This window comes from Flavobacterium sp. XS2P24 (genome assembly GCF_030010285.1).
Lineage (GTDB): Bacteria > Bacteroidota > Bacteroidia > Flavobacteriales > Flavobacteriaceae > Flavobacterium > Flavobacterium algoritolerans.
Window position 1 is genome coordinate 214090 of the sequence record NZ_JASCRU010000003.1, and the last position, 15876, is coordinate 229965.

Below are 15876 nucleotides of genomic sequence, written 5' to 3' on the forward strand. Positions count from 1 at the left end.
TTTATTGTAAAACGCACTAAAAATAGAGTAGCAATTTCAATGAAATTAGCTTGATTATTCTATCATTTATTAAATTCCATTCTGCTTATGATATTAAACCCATTAATTTTATGAAATATCATATTATTAAAAAAACTCTGTATATTATCTGATGGTTGAGTTACTCCAAAATTTAATTTTTGCAGTGTATTTGATGCAAAAATCACTGAAAGAATTATTTTTTCTTCAATGTTTCCTGTTTGAAGATTGATAATTTTTGTAATCGCATTTACTCTTGAATATTTATATGGCAAATGGGCAAATACTTCTCTACCTACTCTTAAGACACAACTACAAACGTGTTGTTGATATAGTTCATTAAATCTTGTTTTAGGCATATTTGTTTTAGATAATTTACCCGTCGACGTTTGCTTTAGTTCGTAGTCAGGTATAACATCAAGACCATTAACTGTCAAATCAACATCAATAAAATCATTTTCTAGATTAATGTTAATCTGATTTCCTAATTCGCTAATTTTCGAAAACGGGCTAAAATATTCAAGAGCTTTTTCATAAAATTCAATTTGACTTTTTTCAACCCCTAGACTTATTTCTTGCAACTTTTCCCAGTCTTTAAGATTATCTAAATACTTTTTGTAATTAGCATCGTTTTCATTTTCATCTTTAACTTTTGCTTGTTCTAAAAATTCTTTAAGCTTATTTATTTTTTTTGGAATTAAACCAAATAATTTATCTAAAAAAGTGGGTTTGAAATTTTCTAATTTATTTTTAGCAAAATCTTCATTTTTATATTCTCTTTTTGGTTCGTATGGTTTTTCAGTGTTTTTAATTTTTATCCAATCAATAACAGGAGAAGATTTTAAATGAATCGTTTTTAAAGTTAGTACATAATTTTTCCAATCAGTTACTGCTTTATAAGCATTTTGAATCTCTATTGTTTTTTGACGCGCTTTCTCAATTCGACGCTCACTTGCTTCATAAGACCTCAATGTTTTATATGTAGTCATTCTTTCATTTTATTAAAATACTAGTTAGCTATTTTAGTTCTGAAAACTCCAATAAACATTTAGAAATTTTATTTACAAAAATATTTTCATCACTTTTAACTCTATCAACTCCTTCTCTGTGTGAAGCTAAACATAGATAGTATTTTTTGCTGTCAACTATTCTATAGATTAGCCATTCTCCTCTTAAATTTCTATTGAAAACAGCTTTTTGATGCATCATTATAGCAACAGTAGATAGTTTGCCATTACTATGCTGATTTAAGATTTCTTCAAATTCTTCTACTCTATGTGGGCGAATTACTCCGTTCTTAAACCAATATTCTTTTACATTTCTAACAAGCGAAGCTCCAAATCCTGAATATGTATTATGATGAATATGAAGATATCCCTTAAGCGGTTCTTTATTATAAGGCAGACCAACTAATTTATCATTTTCTATTTTTTCTATTAAATTAAGAATTTCTGAAACATTGTAAAATTCGATTTTATCGCTATACTTTTCTCCTAAATTAGCTTTATGAATTGCAAGTTGATTAATTAGAAATTCACTACACAAACCTGTTTTTAATTTAATTTTTAAACGCTCTTTTACATCTTTTCTAAATTCCTCATATTCATATGAACTTATTGATGTAGGCTCAGTCTTTTCAATAGTAATTAATCTATAATTTTCTTCATTACAAAGGTGACTATAAATAATTTCTAATATTTGATTCATCTTAGGTTATTGCTAATTTATGTGCATTCCAAATATATAAATAAAATAGTACAGATTATTCTTATCGTAAACAATTCCATTCCTGATATTTTCAGAAAAGTTGGTGTTTAGATTTTTTATTCTTTTGGCAAATTTATAGAAATGAAAACATATTGCTTTACGGGAAACCGTATTGAGATAAAAATTTCTAATAATGCACGATTTCATGAGCCCCGATAGCAGTTAAAAATCCTTTCCTTTTTTCTTTAAAAAGGAAAGATACAGCGTACAGCCCGATCCGGACGAAGTTTACGCAGGATGGGTCACGCCCAAGAACAAACCTAATACAGAACGAAAGCGAATTACAGTTTTATAAAATGTAGCGTAACTATGTTAAAAAATTATCATAATATTAGCAGGTAGCCGTTGCAAAAAAATGTAATTTGGCACTTTAAATAGTACTTTAGAACACTTGTTTATACAATTATGGATAAAATAAAAATACTTTGGGTAGATGATGAAATCGACCTTTTGAAACCACATATCTTATTTCTGGAAAAGAAAAATTACGAGGTAACGACTTGTAACAATGGGCTTGACGCGATTACAATTTTTGAAGAAAACAATTTTGATATTGTTTTCTTGGATGAAAATATGCCCGGAATGAGCGGCTTGGAAACCTTATCAGAAATGAAGGAGAAAAAATCTTCGGTTCCCATGATTATGATTACTAAAAGCGAGGAAGAATACATTATGGAGGAAGCCATAGGTTCTAAAATTGCCGATTATTTGATTAAACCCGTGAATCCGAACCAGATTTTGTTGAGCTTGAAGAAAAATCTGGATCATTCCCGATTGATTTCGCAAAAAACTACGCTGGATTATCAGAAAGAATTTAGAAAAATTACCATGGAAATGGCGATGGTAAATTCCTATGAAGACTGGATTGAGTTGTATAAAAAATTGATTTTTTGGGAACTGGAATTGGAAAATATCGACGATCAGGGTATGGTTGAAATTTTGGAATCCCAAAAAACAGAAGCCAATTCACAATTTGGAAAATTCATTGAGCGCAATTATGAGGATTGGTTTGCACCAAAAGCGGATAAACCGGTTCAATCACACACGTTATTCAAAGAATTAGTGCTTCCAGAACTCAAGAAAAAAGACAAGCCAATTTTGTTTGTAGTGATTGACAACCTGCGTTACGACCAATGGAAAGCCTTTGAAAGCGTGGTGGGAAATTACTATAAACTGGAAAAAGAAGTGCCCTACTACTCTATTCTTCCTACGGCAACGCAATATGCGAGAAACGCAATTTTCTCAGGTTTAACGCCATTGGAAATGGAAAAACAGTTTCCGCAATACTGGAAAAATGACCCGGAAGAAGGTGGGAAAAACCTTTTTGAAGCCGAATTTTTGACAGCACAATTGAAACGATTGGGTTTGAATATCAAGGAAGATTATTTTAAAATAACCAGTCTTGCAGGCGGAAAAAAATTAGCCGAAAGTTTTAAAGCCTTAAAAGATAATGATTTGGTTACCATAGTTTACAACTTTGTGGATATGCTTTCGCATGCGAAAACAGAAATGGATGTGGTAAAAGAACTGGCCTCAGATGATAAAGCGTATCGCTCACTGACATTGAGTTGGTTTAAAAATTCCCCACTGTTAGAAATCATTCAACAGGCTCAAAAAATGGGTTTCAAATTGATTTTAACAACAGATCACGGAACGATAAACGTAAAAAATCCTTCGAAAGTGGTAGGTGATAAAAACACCAGTTTGAATTTACGTTACAAAACCGGACGTAGTTTGACTTACGAACACAAAGATGTTTATGCGGTAAAAGAACCAAAAAATGTTGGCTTACCTACCATAAATATGAGCAGTTCTTATATTTTTGCAAAAAATGATTTGTTTTTGGCGTATGTCAACAACTACAATCATTATGTGAGTTATTACAAAAATACGTATCAACACGGTGGAATTTCATTGGAAGAAATGATTATTCCGTTTTTAGTTTTTAATCCGAAATAAAAAAAAGTCAGTCTCAGTTTTCAGTTTTTTGGTAGAACCTTAAACTTTAAACTTTAAACAATTTTAAAAGAATGAATATCATTTTTTCTATAGACCAACTCGAAGAAGTTGCACAAAAAATAATAGCCGAAAATCCTAAAAAAGTAATTCTTTTTCACGGAGAAATGGGCGTTGGAAAAACAACGTTGATTAAACAATTGTGTAAAACGCTTGGCGTTACTGGAGCAACGAGCAGCCCAACCTTTTCTTTAGTTAATGAATATGAATCCGATGATAATCAGCTGGTTTACCATTTTGATTTTTATCGATTAAACAAAGAAGAAGAAGCTCTAGATATGGGAATTGATGATTATTTGTATTCTGGTAATTGGTGCTTTATAGAATGGGCAGAGAAGATTCCAAATTTGATTCCTGAAACACATTCCGTTATTACTATTTCACTGCTTACTGATGGAAAAAGATCTTTAACCTTAAGCTAAAAGTAATTATGAGTTTAGACAATACTGTAGAAATCATCCCTTTTTCAGCAACATTAGCAGCGCCTATAAAAACCTTAAACTTGGAATGGCTGAAAAAATATTTCAAGGTTGAACCCAAAGACGAAATCGTACTTTCGGATCCGCAAGGTCAAATTATAGACAAAGGCGGAATGATTTTTTATGCGAAATATAACGATGAAATCGTTGGAACGGTATCCTTAATAAAAATTGACAATACGACTTTTGAACTGAGTAAAATGGCAGTTACTGATGGTGTTCAAGGATTGGGAATTGGCAAAAAACTAATGCTGCATTGTCTTGCTATTGCCGAAGCAAAAGGAATGGAGAAACTGATTTTATATTCGAACCGAAAATTACTGTCGGCTATTCATTTGTATGAAAAATTTGGTTTCGTAGAAATACCGTTGGAAGATGGCGTTTATGAACGAGCCGATATAAAAATGGAAAGAATTATTCGCTAATTGTAAATGAAAGTTAACTTATATTTATCCCCACAAATCGTGTACTTTTTTTAAAAGTTTTTACGTAAATTGTACCCTTAATTTAACAACATCAATGTCAATTACTATAACGCCATTCACAAAACAACAGCTATTACCTCAAGAAGAAAAACTAGAGGTTGCCAGAAAAAAAAGCGAACTTTTTATAGGTATTCCAAAGGAAACCAGTTATCAGGAACGCCGTATCTGTCTTACTCCAGACGCTGTGAACTCGCTGACTTATCATGGGCATCGGGTAATGATTGAGGCTGGCGCTGGATTAAATTCCAGTTATACGGACAAAGAATATTGTGATGCCGGTGCAGAAATTACAAATGATACCAAGAAAGTTTTTAGTTGTCCGATGATATTGAAGGTAGAGCCTGCAACGCTTGCTGAAATTGAAATGATGAACCCTCAAACGATTTTGCTCTCAGCCATTCAACTTAAAACCCGAAAGAAAGTCTATTTTGAGGCTTTGACAAAAAAGAAAATTACTGCACTTGCTTTTGAATACATAAAAGATGAAGATGGAACGTATCCTGCGGTGAAATCCTTGAGCGAAATTGCCGGAATTGCCTCGATTCTTATTGCAGCCGAGTTGATGATTACGAATGAATTTGGAAAAGGATTATTATTTGGAAACATTACCGGTGTTCCTCCTACTGATGTTGTAATTCTTGGCGCGGGAACTGTTGGTGAATTTGCCGCTAAAACCGCTATTGGATTAGGTGCTAATGTCAAAGTTTTTGACAATTCCATTACCAAATTACGTCGTTTACAAAATAATTTGAATCAGCGTATTTTTACTTCTACTATACAACCAAAGTCCTTACTGAAAGCATTAAGACGATGTGATGTCGCTATTGGCGCTATGCGAGGCAAAGAACGTTGTCCCGTAATTGTTTCGGAAACTATGGTCGAACACATGAAAAACGGTGCTGTAATTGTTGATGTTAGTATTGACACCGGCGGTTGTTTTGAAACATCAGAAGTGACGTCACATGAGAAACCAACTTTTATCAAAAACAATGTATTGCATTATTGCGTACCCAATATTCCTTCCCGATATTCTAAAACGGCTTCGTTATCCATTAGTAATATCATAACACCGTATTTGCTGCAAATTGCTGCAGATGGTGGGATTGAAAGTGCTATTCGTTGTGATAAAGGATTAAAAAATGGTGTTTACATGTACCATGGAATTCTCACAAATAGTGCCATTGGTGATTGGTTTGATTTACCCAATAACGACATTAATTTAATTGTTTTTTAAGAAAACTTTCTTCTACCTTTGCCAAAAATATAATTCATGAAGTTTATACACCGTTTTGCCTATTATCTAGTAGGTTTAGTAATAGGACTGTTTTTTGTAGCGTTAGTTTTTAGTGGTAAAGATACCCGTTGTAACTATTTTCCAAATGCGAGAGTCTTAAATGATTTGAGAAACAAACCTTTCCATTATTCGGATAAAGCATCACAGATTTTGGCTGAAAAATGGATTGATACTGCCGATATAAAAAACACATTACAATATGGTGATGTAGATTTCGACCAAAGTAATAAAGAACTTAAAAAAGGAAAGCTATATATCATCGAAGGAAAAACAATCAAAAACCAAGAGGTAACTTTGAAAGTCATTAATTACGCTGACAAAGCTGTTTTAGAGGATATTATTAAAAAATAATTACTCTTTATACCAACAAAAGTAAATTTTAGAAAATAGTACTTTTAAAATCAAACCATTAAGATATTTAGAAAATTAAGTTTTAAAACCTTAATTAAACTTAATTTCTTAATGGTTCAGAAAAGATAATTTGAAAATAGTTTAAAAAACTATAACCATTTTATAGGTTCAAAATTATTACTTTTCAAATACGCATTCGTTTTACTAAAATGTTTATTCCCAAACCATTTCCCTTGATTGGCGCTCATTGGCGAAGGATGCCCGGATTCTAAAACCAGATGTTTTGTTCGGTCGATTTTTAATCCTTTTTTGTGCGCAAAATTTCCCCAAAGCAAGAAAATAACATGCTCTTTTTCTTCCGAAATTTTCTGAATTACTGCATCAGTATAAAGATTCCATTTCAAGTGTTTGTGACTATTCGCATTGTCTTCTCTGACCGTCAGCGAGGCATTCAACAACAAAACGCCCTGCTTTGCCCAAGCTTCAAGATTACCGGAAGTGGGCATGAAAATAGTTTCCAAATCCTCACTCATTTCCCTGAAAATATTACGTAAGGAAGGCGGAATTCGAACACCATTGTTCACAGAGAAACACAAACCATTGGCTTCGCCCTTGCCGTGATAGGGATCTTGACCAATCATAACCACTTTTACATCTTTGAAACTGCAATGATTCAAGGCCGCAAAAATCAATTCTTTCGGAGGATAACACGTATGACTTTTATATTCTTCGTCAACCGTTTCCATTAATTCTTGAAAATAAGGTTCCTTGATCTCATCTGATAAAATGGATTGCCAAGTGGGATTGAGATTGATATGCATAATTAAATATTTGTAAGCAAAGATACAGAGAGAAAATTTTTTTGAATCATAAAAAGGATAATAAACATTCATTAATTCTTTGTGAAAGTCTGTTAAATAGTCTTAACTATTAGCTATTTTTGTGTTGAAAAGAATTATACGATAAATGATATCCATCACTGAAAAAACATTACAAGATTTACAATTTCCAACTGTTCTCGAAACCATTTCGACCATTTGTAATACTGACATTGGAAAGCAAAAAGCATTAGAAATTACCCCTTTTAAAGACAAGGAAACCTTGATGCAAGCCTTAATGCAAACATCTGAATATGTTTCGACTTTCCAAAATAACAATGCCATTCCCAATCATGGTTTTGATGCTATCACGCATGAAATAAAGTTTCTGGCCATTGAAGACAGTTTCTTAGAAGTAGGCAGTTTTAGAAAAATTGCCACCATTTCTTCAACGGTAAATTTCCTGTTGAATTTTTTAAGAAAATTCGAGGATTATTATCCAAATATAAACGCAAGAGCAAATCAAGTCGAACTTACTAAAGAAATCATCACGATGGTGGACGAAGTAGTCGATAAATATGGTGAAATTAAAGACAATGCCTCTCCGGATTTATTGAACATCCGCAGGAGCATGAATGCTGTTCGCGGAAAAGTCAATCAAAGTTTTGGAACTGCAATGACGCATTACAATTCGTTGGGATATTTGGATGATATTAAAGAAAGTTTTGTTCAAAACAGACGCGTTTTGGCTGTTTTAGCTATGTATCGCCGTAAAGTAAAAGGATCGATTCTGGGCAGTTCAAAAACAGGAAGTATCGCCTATATCGAACCCGAAGCTACTTTACAATATTCCCGTGAATTGAGTAATCTTGAATACGAAGAGAAAGAAGAAATCACCCGAATTTTAAAACAGTTATCTAATTATATTCGCCCATATTTACCGCTTTTAATCAAATACCAGGATTTTCTTAGTGATATTGATGTAATTGCTGCGAAAGCAAAATATGCCAATAAAATCAATGGAATTTTGCCAACAATTACAGAGGAACGACGCCTTTATTTTAGAGAGGCCTACCATCCAATTCTATATTTGAACAACAAACAAAAAAACGAAATTACGCATCCGCAAACTATTGAATTAAGTCAGGAAAGTAGAATCATAGTGATTTCCGGGCCTAATGCGGGAGGAAAAACTATTTCGTTAAAAACCGTAGGATTACTACAATTAATGCTACAATCCGGAATGTTGATTCCGGTGCACGAACGCAGTGAAACGTTTTTATTTGATAGAATTTTAACAGATATTGGTGACAATCAATCTATTGAAAATCATCTAAGTACATACAGTTATCGATTAAAAAACATGAACTACTTTTTAAAGAAGTGCAATAGAAAAACCATGTTCCTTATTGATGAGTTTGGTACTGGTTCTGATCCAGAATTAGGAGGTGCTTTAGCTGAAATTTTCTTGGAGGAATTCTACCATCGGGAAGCGTTCGGGATTATTACTACGCATTATTCAAATCTAAAAATTCTGGCTAACGAATTGCCTTTTGCCACCAATGCCAACATGCTCTTTGATGAAAAATCATTGGAACCTATGTACAAATTGGCTTTAGGTCAAGCCGGAAGTTCCTTTACGTTTGAAGTGGCTTTAAAAAACGGAATTCCTTTCAGCTTAATCAATCGAGCGAAAAAGAAAATTGAAGTGGGTAAAGTACGTTTCGATAAAACCATTGCAACCCTTCAGAAAGAACGTTCTAAAATGGAGAAAACTTCACAAACGCTCAAAGAAGAGGAAACCAAAGCGCGTGAAGAAGGCAAAAAAATGGAGAATATCAATGTAAAAATCAAGCAAAAACTGGAAAGCTATCAAGAATTGTATGACAGTAACCAAAAAACGATTTACATTGGACAAAAAATTGAAGACATTTCAGAGAAATATTTTAATAATAAAAACAAGAAAGAACTCCTTGGTGAATTTTTGAAAATCATTGAAATTGAAAATTCAAAGCGTAAGAAAGCCACAACCAAAGAGTCGAAAGCGCTAATTGAAAAGAAAAAAGAAGTCATTCAAGAAGTTACGGTGCAGGTTGAAGAGATCCGAAAAGAAAAGAAAGAGAAGAAATTGAAAGTAGTGATTGAAAAACCAAAACCAGTTCTAAAAGTAGGTGATCGCGTGCGAATGTTTGACGGAAAAGCGGTGGGAACGATTGATTCTATTGAAAAAAATAAAGCAACCGTAAACTATGGTGTATTTACTTCAAAAGTAAGTCTGGAAGCGCTGGAGTTTGTGGAAGCCGGGAAAAAGTAAACTAAAGTCATTGCGAGGAACGAAGCAATCGCACTAACAGGAAGCAAGTTGAGCAACCTAATACGAAGGCGCCCGTTTCTCAAAATGACATAACAAAACAAGAAAATGCTCAATATTCCTAAAGACAAAAAAATAATCCTCTTTGACGGCGTTTGCAATCTGTGTGATTCGGCGGTGCAAATGATTATTAAGCATGATAAAAAAGATGTTTTCCGGTTTGTAGCCTTACAATCTGATTTAGGTCAAAAAATCATCAAGCACTTGGGAATTGATACACAAAAAACGGATAGTATTATTCTGTATCAGCCTGGTTTTGCCTACTATTATAAATCCGAAGCAGCATTAGATATTGCTAAACATTTGGGAGGAATATTTTATTTTGCTTCACTATTTTCAATATTACCCACTTCATTCAGTAACCATATTTATGATTATATCGCTAAGAACCGGTACAGATGGTTTGGAAAAAAGGAAACTTGCCTGATTCCCACAAAAGAGCTACAAGCCAAATTTTTAGATTAAACACCCAATCATGATAATTATCATACCTTTTATTTTGCAAGAATAATATATTTGGACAATCTAAAATTTAATTAATCATGAAAGACATTACACTTTTTTCTTGGGATAACGGAACTTTTATAATGGTTGTCGTATTTGGTTTAGTAATCATAGGACTGGTTGCCGCAGTTTTAATTATGATGAATTCCGACAGAAAAAAATAACAGCATAAAAAAGAGGATGCCTTTATGGACATCCTCTTTCTGTTATAATCTATAATTAGAAAAATTAACTTCTAATTAATTTTCTGTATTTCAATCGTTTTGGAGTTAAATCACCACCTAAACGTTTCTTTTTGTTTTCTTCATACTCAGAGAAACCACCTTCAAAATAGTACACTTCAGAGTTTCCTTCAAAAGCTAGAATATGTGTACAAATTCTGTCTAAGAACCATCTGTCGTGAGAAATAACTACCGCACAACCTGCAAAACTCTCCAAACCTTCTTCTAATGCACGAAGTGTGTTGATATCCAAATCATTTGTAGGCTCATCAAGAAGCAATACGTTTCCTTCTTCTTTCAAAGTCATTGCTAGGTGCAAACGGTTACGTTCTCCACCAGAAAGCATCGAAACTTTCTTGTTTTGTTCTCCACCACCAAAATTAAATCGTGACAAATAAGCTCTTGAATTTACTTGTTTTCCGCCCATCATAATCAATTCCTGACCATCAGCAAAGTTTTCCCAAATTGATTTGTCTGGATTTATATTAGAATGCGCTTGATCTACATAAGCGATTTTTACAGTATCTCCTATTGAGAACTCACCTGAATCTGGCTTTTCTTCACCCATTATCATCTTGAAAATGGTTGATTTACCAGCCCCGTTGGGTCCGATAATCCCAACAATTCCTGCTTGTGGCAACGTGAAATTTAAATTATCATACAGTAATTTATCACCAAATGCTTTAGCAACATTTTTAGCTTCAATTACATTCGTCCCTAAACGTGGACCATTTGGAATATAAATTTCCAGATTTTCATCCAATTGTTTTTGGTCTTCATTCAATAATTTATCGTAGTTCTGCAAACGCGCTTTTTGTTTCGTTTGACGCCCTTTGGCTCCTTGACGAACCCAGTCCAACTCGCGTTCTAAGTTTTTTCTGCGTTTCGAAGCTACTTTTTCTTCTAATGCCATACGGCTTGATTTTTGGTCTAGCCAAGAGGAATAATTCCCTTTCCAAGGAATACCTTCACCTCTGTCTAATTCCAAAATCCAACCGGCAACATTATCCAAGAAATATCTATCGTGCGTTACTGCAATTACAGTTCCTGCATATTGTGCTAAATGTTGTTCTAACCAAAGTACACTTTCTGCATCCAAGTGATTCGTAGGCTCATCCAAAAGCAAAACATCAGGTTGTTGCAACAACAAACGACATAAAGCTACACGGCGACGCTCACCCCCAGATAAATTCTTTATTGGCGTGTCACCTTCCGGAGTACGCAACGCATCCATGGCAATTTCAAGTTTGGTATCGATTTCCCATGCACCCAATGCATCAATTTTATCTTGCAAAAGCGCTTGACGATCCATCAATTGCTCCATTTTATCTGCATTCTCATAGACTTCTGGCAAACCAAAACTATCATTGATTTTATTAAATTCATCAAGAACTGCCATCGTTTCAGCAACTCCTTCTCTTACAATTTCAATAACCGTTTTACTATCATCTAAAATAGGTTCCTGTTCTAAATAACCTACCGTATAACCAGGTGCAAAAACGACATCACCTTGATAGTTTTTGTCAACACCGGCAATAATTTTTAATAAGGAAGATTTTCCAGAACCATTTAAACCTAAAATACCAATCTTAGCTCCGTAAAAGAAACTCAAATAGATGTTTTTAAGTACTGGTTTATCTGCTCCTTGATACGTTTTACTCAATTTTGACATTGAGAATATCACTTTTTTATCGTCTGCCATCTCTATTTTTTAATTTAAATTATATTATCTATTTGGTCTTAAGTCTAAAATCTATATTAAAAATTACTACTAAAGTCTGCCTTTAAGCGAACTAAACACCCAAGCATTAGCCAAAAAGCCAACACCTACAGCTGCAAATCCCCAGCCTGCTACATCATCATATCTAAAAGCGCCTAATGCGATAAGCAATAAACCCATTACAATCATTATCAAAGTAGCCCAACCTAAAATAGTGTTTTTATTCATTCCCATAATTGTGGTATTTATTTTAAATAACCCGATTCCAAAGTGTCGGAACGGGAGTGCAAATATCGGAAATTTTTGTCCTTTAATTAAATATTTTATAAAGCATTTCTCGTAACAAATCAGATTGAGACATTGCATTAGCACCAACACCTTTACTTTTTACATCAATATCTCTTAAAGCGCCAACAATTTGACTTACTTTTTTCATCGGATAGTTTTTCAAAGCCACATCATATTCTTTTAAAAAAAATGGATTTACGCCTAATACAGCTGATACATTTTTTGGATTTCTGTCCTTCAAACCGTGGTATTTCAATAATTGGATAAAAAATCCAAAAACTAAACTTGTAGTAACCACCATTGGATTGTCTTTTGGATTCTGAGCAAAATTTTCAGCAATTGTATAGGCTTTTAATTGGTTGCGTTCGCCAAGAGCTTTTCGCAATTCAAATACATTAAAATCCTTACTGAACCCTATATTTTCCTCGATATCTTTGGGAGTTATAGTGCTTCCAACCGGAAGAATAATTTGTAATTTTTCGAGTTCGTTGTTTATTTTACTCAAATCTGTCCCAAGAAATTCTACCAACATAGCATTTGCTTTAGGCTCAATCGAATATTTTTTACCGGCTAAAACGCGCTTAATCCACTCTCCTACCTGGTTTTCATATAGTTTCTTACTTTCATAAACGATACCGTTTTTGGCTAACAGTTTGGTTACTTTTTTACGTTTATCAAGCGTTTTGTATTTATAACAAAAAACTAAAACTGTTGTTGCCATTGGGTTTTCAGCGTAACTTTCCAGTTTATCTATGGTCCTGATTAAATCTTGGGCTTCTTTAACAATGACCACTTGACGTTCCGCCATCATTGGATAGCGTTTTGCAGTCGAAATGATATCTTCTATAGAAACATCTCTTCCGTATAAAATGGTTTGATTGAAGCCTTTTTCTTCTTCGGATAAGACTTTTTCTTCAATATAATCTGAAAGTTTGTCAATATAATATGGTTCTTCGCCCATCAAAAAATAGATTGGTTTGATGTTCCCGCTTTTTATATCATTTACAATTTTTATGACCTCGTCCATTCCTTTTTGTTTAAAGTTTGAAGTTTAAAGTTTGTTGCTTCGAATGAAACTTTTAAACCCTAAATTTTAAACTTATTTAATACTTTTGCTTTATGCAAAAACTAAATTTTCAGCTTTATAATTTTCGTTTCAAAAATAGCGAAAATAAAGTCTCCATTTTTGATGAAATCAGGAAAAAATTTATCATTCTTACACCCGAAGAATGGGTTCGTCAGCATGTAGTCCATTTTTTATTGGAAGAAAAAAAATACCCAAAATCATTGATTAATGTAGAGAAAGTTTTAAAAGTCAATGGCTTGCGCAAAAGATACGATGTAGTGGTTTTCAATTCTGATGGTTCTATTTTCATTTTAATTGAATGCAAAGCACCTGAAGTAAAAATTGCACAAGCGACTTTTGATCAAATCGCCCGTTATAACATGACTATGAATGCACAATTTTTGATGGTAACCAATGGATTGAATCATTACTTTTGCCAAATGGATTTTGGAAATGAAAAATATCAATTCCTCCCTGAATTGCCAATGTATAAAATTGTATAATCAAATAATCTAAATGAAAATAGCTGTTGTCATCCTGAATTGGAATGGAATTTTATTGTTAGAAAAATTTTTGCCTTCAGTGCTGAAATATTCTCCGGAAGCCACGGTGTATGTTGCTGATAATGCTTCTACAGATGATTCTGTTTCCTATTTGAAAGCTTTTTTTCCTTCGGTTAAGATTGTAAAAAACGACACTAATTTAGGATTTGCAGATGGATACAATCAAGCTTTAAAACATATTGAGGCTGATATATATGCCTTGATAAACTCGGATATTGAGGTGACCGAAAATTGGTTACAACCTATTCTTAAAACTTTCGAGAATGAGCCAAAAACCGCTATAATTCAGCCTAAAATATTGGATTTTAAAAATAAGGAATACTTTGAATATGCTGGTGCTGCCGGTGGTTTTATAGATCAATATGGATATCCGTATTGTCGCGGTCGTATTTTTGACACTTTAGAAAAAGACAACGGACAATACGATGACAATTGCGAAATATTTTGGGCAACCGGAGCTTGTTTTTTTATTAGAAGCGTCGTTTATAAAGAATTAATGGGTTTTGATGATGTTTTTTTTGCACACCAAGAAGAAATTGATTTGTGTTGGCGCGTCTTTAATAAAGGATATAAAATAAAATACATTTCAGAATCAGTTGTTTATCATGTAGGAGGAGCAACTTTACAGCAGGGAAACCCAAAGAAAACGTTTTTAAATTTTAGAAACTCCTTATTGATGTTGACAAAAAACCTTCCTAAAAATAAATTATATTCGATTATTTTGAGCAGAATGGTTCTGGATGGTATTGCTGGAATACAATTTCTTATGAAAGGAAAATTCAATCATTTTATTGCCATTTTAAAAGCACATTTTTCTTTTTACAAACTTTTTTTAGATCATTATAAAAAAAGAACTAAATTTCAAAAGCAAAAATACTACAACACAAAAAGCATCGTTTACATCTATTTTATTAAGAAAATCGTTGTTTTTAACGATTTATTTAGAACAAAACAAATATAAAAAAGTAACTTTGTCTTTAACATTTTATTAAATTAATACCATTTATGAAAAAAATAGTAATTGCCTTATCTGTATTAGCGCTATTGACTTCATGTGTTTCTAAAAAGAAATACACTGATTTAGAAGCTAGAAATAAAGAAACTCAAGACTTATTAAATACTGCAACAGTAAAATTAAATGCTTGTTTAGAAGAAAAAGCAGGGCTTTCTGCTACTGCATCGTTATTAAAAGAGCAAAACCAAGGATTAATAAGTACTTCTAAAGACATGACGATCTTGTCTACAAAAGGAGCTGAAAACATTGAAAAAGCTTTAGAATCTATCAAAGAGAAAGATTTAAAAATCAGCAGAATGCAAGATGCTTTGACTAAGAAAGACAGTGTAACACTTGCTGTAGTTACTAGTTTGAAAAGCGCTGTAGGAATCTCTGATCCAGATATCGAAATAAATGTTGAAAAAGGAGTTGTATTTATATCTATTGCTGACAAATTGTTGTTTAAAACAGGAAGTTACGATGTAACTGACAAAGCAAAAGGTGTTTTAGCTAAAGTGGCTAAAGTAGTAAATGACAAACCAGATTTTGAATGTATGGTTGAAGGTCATACTGATAATGTTCCTTACAATGGCTCAGGTATTTTATTAGACAACTGGGATTTAAGTGTAAAACGTTCTACTTCTATCATTCGTGTATTAACAACTCAATTAGGTGTTAAACCAGAACAATTGATTGCAGCAGGAAGAAGCTCATATATTCCTTTAGTAGCAAATGATTCCGCTGAAAACAGAGCTCGTAACAGAAGAACTCGTATTGTTGTTTTACCTAAAATCGATCAGTTTTATGAAATGATTGAAAAAGAGATGAAAAAACAAAGACCATAATTTCAGATTATATTTGAAATAAAAAACGTCCCGAATATCGGGACGTTTTTTTATGGTTTTTACGGAACACTAATCC

The 15876-nt window shown here is 33.0% G+C and carries 17 protein-coding genes; 11 read left to right on the forward strand and 6 right to left on the reverse strand.

Annotation, left to right across the window (positions count from 1 at the left end; translation table 11 throughout):
- Positions 1–62: 62 nt before the first annotated feature.
- Together QLS31_RS04100 and QLS31_RS04105 are read right to left on the reverse strand one after the other, a co-directional pair.
- Complete coding sequence (locus QLS31_RS04100; RefSeq protein ID WP_282742785.1) at positions 63–1007, reverse strand: hypothetical protein; 945 nt, start codon at positions 1005–1007, stop codon at positions 63–65.
- A gap of 28 nt (positions 1008–1035) precedes the next feature.
- Positions 1036–1725, reverse strand: coding sequence for a hypothetical protein (locus QLS31_RS04105; protein WP_282742787.1), 690 nt, complete (start codon positions 1723–1725; stop codon positions 1036–1038).
- Positions 1726–2190: 465 nt separating this feature from the next.
- Between QLS31_RS04105 and QLS31_RS04110 the strand changes: the two genes are divergently transcribed.
- From QLS31_RS04110 to QLS31_RS04130, 5 genes are all read left to right on the forward strand, one after another.
- Positions 2191–3744, forward strand: coding sequence for a response regulator (locus QLS31_RS04110; RefSeq protein ID WP_121342078.1), 1554 nt, complete (start codon positions 2191–2193; stop codon positions 3742–3744).
- 71 nt (positions 3745–3815) lie between these two features.
- Positions 3816–4223: a tRNA (adenosine(37)-N6)-threonylcarbamoyltransferase complex ATPase subunit type 1 TsaE gene (gene tsaE / locus QLS31_RS04115; protein WP_282742790.1), complete on the forward strand. Its 408-nt coding sequence runs from the start codon at positions 3816–3818 to the stop codon at positions 4221–4223.
- Positions 4224–4231: 8 nt separating this feature from the next.
- Entirely contained in the window at positions 4232–4705 is a 474-nt protein-coding gene (locus tag QLS31_RS04120) for a GNAT family N-acetyltransferase (protein WP_282742792.1), read from the forward strand.
- Positions 4706–4799: 94 nt separating this feature from the next.
- Positions 4800–5999 (forward strand): alanine dehydrogenase, encoded by a 1200-nt coding sequence (locus tag QLS31_RS04125; RefSeq protein ID WP_282742793.1) that lies wholly within the window; start codon positions 4800–4802, stop codon positions 5997–5999.
- Between the two features lie 36 nt (positions 6000–6035).
- Entirely contained in the window at positions 6036–6410 is a 375-nt protein-coding gene (locus tag QLS31_RS04130) for a DUF4258 domain-containing protein (protein WP_282742795.1), read from the forward strand.
- 149 nt (positions 6411–6559) lie between these two features.
- On the opposite strand, the gene ung is transcribed toward QLS31_RS04130, so the two are convergent.
- Positions 6560–7231, reverse strand: coding sequence for a uracil-DNA glycosylase (gene ung, locus QLS31_RS04135; protein ID WP_282742797.1), 672 nt, complete (start codon positions 7229–7231; stop codon positions 6560–6562).
- A gap of 145 nt (positions 7232–7376) precedes the next feature.
- On the opposite strand from ung, the gene QLS31_RS04140 reads away from it, so the two are divergent.
- From QLS31_RS04140 to QLS31_RS04150, 3 genes are all read left to right on the forward strand, one after another.
- Positions 7377–9542, forward strand: coding sequence for a DNA mismatch repair protein MutS (locus QLS31_RS04140; RefSeq protein WP_282742798.1), 2166 nt, complete (start codon positions 7377–7379; stop codon positions 9540–9542).
- 105 nt (positions 9543–9647) lie between these two features.
- The gene (locus QLS31_RS04145; RefSeq protein WP_282742799.1) at positions 9648–10064 is read left to right on the forward strand and encodes a DCC1-like thiol-disulfide oxidoreductase family protein; all 417 of its coding nucleotides are present in this window, start codon (positions 9648–9650) and stop codon (positions 10062–10064) included.
- A gap of 77 nt (positions 10065–10141) precedes the next feature.
- Positions 10142–10267 (forward strand): hypothetical protein, encoded by a 126-nt coding sequence (locus QLS31_RS04150; RefSeq protein ID WP_282742801.1) that lies wholly within the window; start codon positions 10142–10144, stop codon positions 10265–10267.
- A 64-nt stretch (positions 10268–10331) separates the two neighbouring features.
- On the opposite strand, the gene ettA is transcribed toward QLS31_RS04150, so the two are convergent.
- The 3 genes from ettA to holA all read right to left on the reverse strand — a co-directional run bounded on the left by ettA (position 10332) and on the right by holA (position 13359).
- Entirely contained in the window at positions 10332–12026 is a 1695-nt protein-coding gene (ettA, locus tag QLS31_RS04155) for an energy-dependent translational throttle protein EttA (protein WP_282742802.1), read from the reverse strand.
- Positions 12027–12095: 69 nt separating this feature from the next.
- Entirely contained in the window at positions 12096–12278 is a 183-nt protein-coding gene (locus QLS31_RS04160) for a CAL67264 family membrane protein (RefSeq protein WP_091169561.1), read from the reverse strand.
- 76 nt (positions 12279–12354) lie between these two features.
- Positions 12355–13359 (reverse strand): DNA polymerase III subunit delta, encoded by a 1005-nt coding sequence (gene holA / locus QLS31_RS04165; RefSeq protein ID WP_282742804.1) that lies wholly within the window; start codon positions 13357–13359, stop codon positions 12355–12357.
- Between the two features lie 92 nt (positions 13360–13451).
- Between holA and QLS31_RS04170 the strand changes: the two genes are divergently transcribed.
- From QLS31_RS04170 to QLS31_RS04180, 3 genes are read left to right on the forward strand one after another with little or no spacing between them, the layout of a single operon-like run.
- A complete protein-coding gene (locus QLS31_RS04170; protein ID WP_282742805.1) occupies positions 13452–13901 on the forward strand; it encodes a type I restriction enzyme HsdR N-terminal domain-containing protein in 450 nt (149 codons plus the stop codon).
- Between the two features lie 13 nt (positions 13902–13914).
- A complete protein-coding gene (locus QLS31_RS04175; protein ID WP_282742807.1) occupies positions 13915–14922 on the forward strand; it encodes a glycosyltransferase family 2 protein in 1008 nt (335 codons plus the stop codon).
- Positions 14923–14966: 44 nt separating this feature from the next.
- Positions 14967–15800, forward strand: coding sequence for an OmpA family protein (locus tag QLS31_RS04180; RefSeq protein ID WP_282742808.1), 834 nt, complete (start codon positions 14967–14969; stop codon positions 15798–15800).
- Positions 15801–15876 lie beyond the last annotated feature (76 nt).

Excerpts from the sequence above, each read along its gene's own strand:
- QLS31_RS04100 (WP_282742785.1), bottom strand. The coding sequence starts at position 1,007 with ATGACTACATATAAAACATTGAGGTCTTATGAAGCAAGTGAGCGTCGA.
- QLS31_RS04105 (WP_282742787.1), bottom strand. The coding sequence starts at position 1,725 with ATGAATCAAATATTAGAAATTATTTATAGTCACCTTTGTAATGAAGAA.
- QLS31_RS04110 (WP_121342078.1), top strand. The coding sequence starts at position 2,191 with ATGGATAAAATAAAAATACTTTGGGTAGATGATGAAATCGACCTTTTG.
- tsaE (WP_282742790.1), top strand. The coding sequence starts at position 3,816 with ATGAATATCATTTTTTCTATAGACCAACTCGAAGAAGTTGCACAAAAA.
- QLS31_RS04120 (WP_282742792.1), top strand. The coding sequence starts at position 4,232 with ATGAGTTTAGACAATACTGTAGAAATCATCCCTTTTTCAGCAACATTA.
- QLS31_RS04125 (WP_282742793.1), top strand. The coding sequence starts at position 4,800 with ATGTCAATTACTATAACGCCATTCACAAAACAACAGCTATTACCTCAA.
- QLS31_RS04130 (WP_282742795.1), top strand. The coding sequence starts at position 6,036 with ATGAAGTTTATACACCGTTTTGCCTATTATCTAGTAGGTTTAGTAATA.
- ung (WP_282742797.1), bottom strand. The coding sequence starts at position 7,231 with ATGCATATCAATCTCAATCCCACTTGGCAATCCATTTTATCAGATGAG.
- QLS31_RS04140 (WP_282742798.1), top strand. The coding sequence starts at position 7,377 with ATGATATCCATCACTGAAAAAACATTACAAGATTTACAATTTCCAACT.
- QLS31_RS04145 (WP_282742799.1), top strand. The coding sequence starts at position 9,648 with ATGCTCAATATTCCTAAAGACAAAAAAATAATCCTCTTTGACGGCGTT.
- QLS31_RS04150 (WP_282742801.1), top strand. The coding sequence starts at position 10,142 with ATGAAAGACATTACACTTTTTTCTTGGGATAACGGAACTTTTATAATG.
- ettA (WP_282742802.1), bottom strand. The coding sequence starts at position 12,026 with ATGGCAGACGATAAAAAAGTGATATTCTCAATGTCAAAATTGAGTAAA.
- QLS31_RS04160 (WP_091169561.1), bottom strand. The coding sequence starts at position 12,278 with ATGGGAATGAATAAAAACACTATTTTAGGTTGGGCTACTTTGATAATG.
- holA (WP_282742804.1), bottom strand. The coding sequence starts at position 13,359 with ATGGACGAGGTCATAAAAATTGTAAATGATATAAAAAGCGGGAACATC.
- QLS31_RS04170 (WP_282742805.1), top strand. The coding sequence starts at position 13,452 with ATGCAAAAACTAAATTTTCAGCTTTATAATTTTCGTTTCAAAAATAGC.
- QLS31_RS04175 (WP_282742807.1), top strand. The coding sequence starts at position 13,915 with ATGAAAATAGCTGTTGTCATCCTGAATTGGAATGGAATTTTATTGTTA.
- QLS31_RS04180 (WP_282742808.1), top strand. The coding sequence starts at position 14,967 with ATGAAAAAAATAGTAATTGCCTTATCTGTATTAGCGCTATTGACTTCA.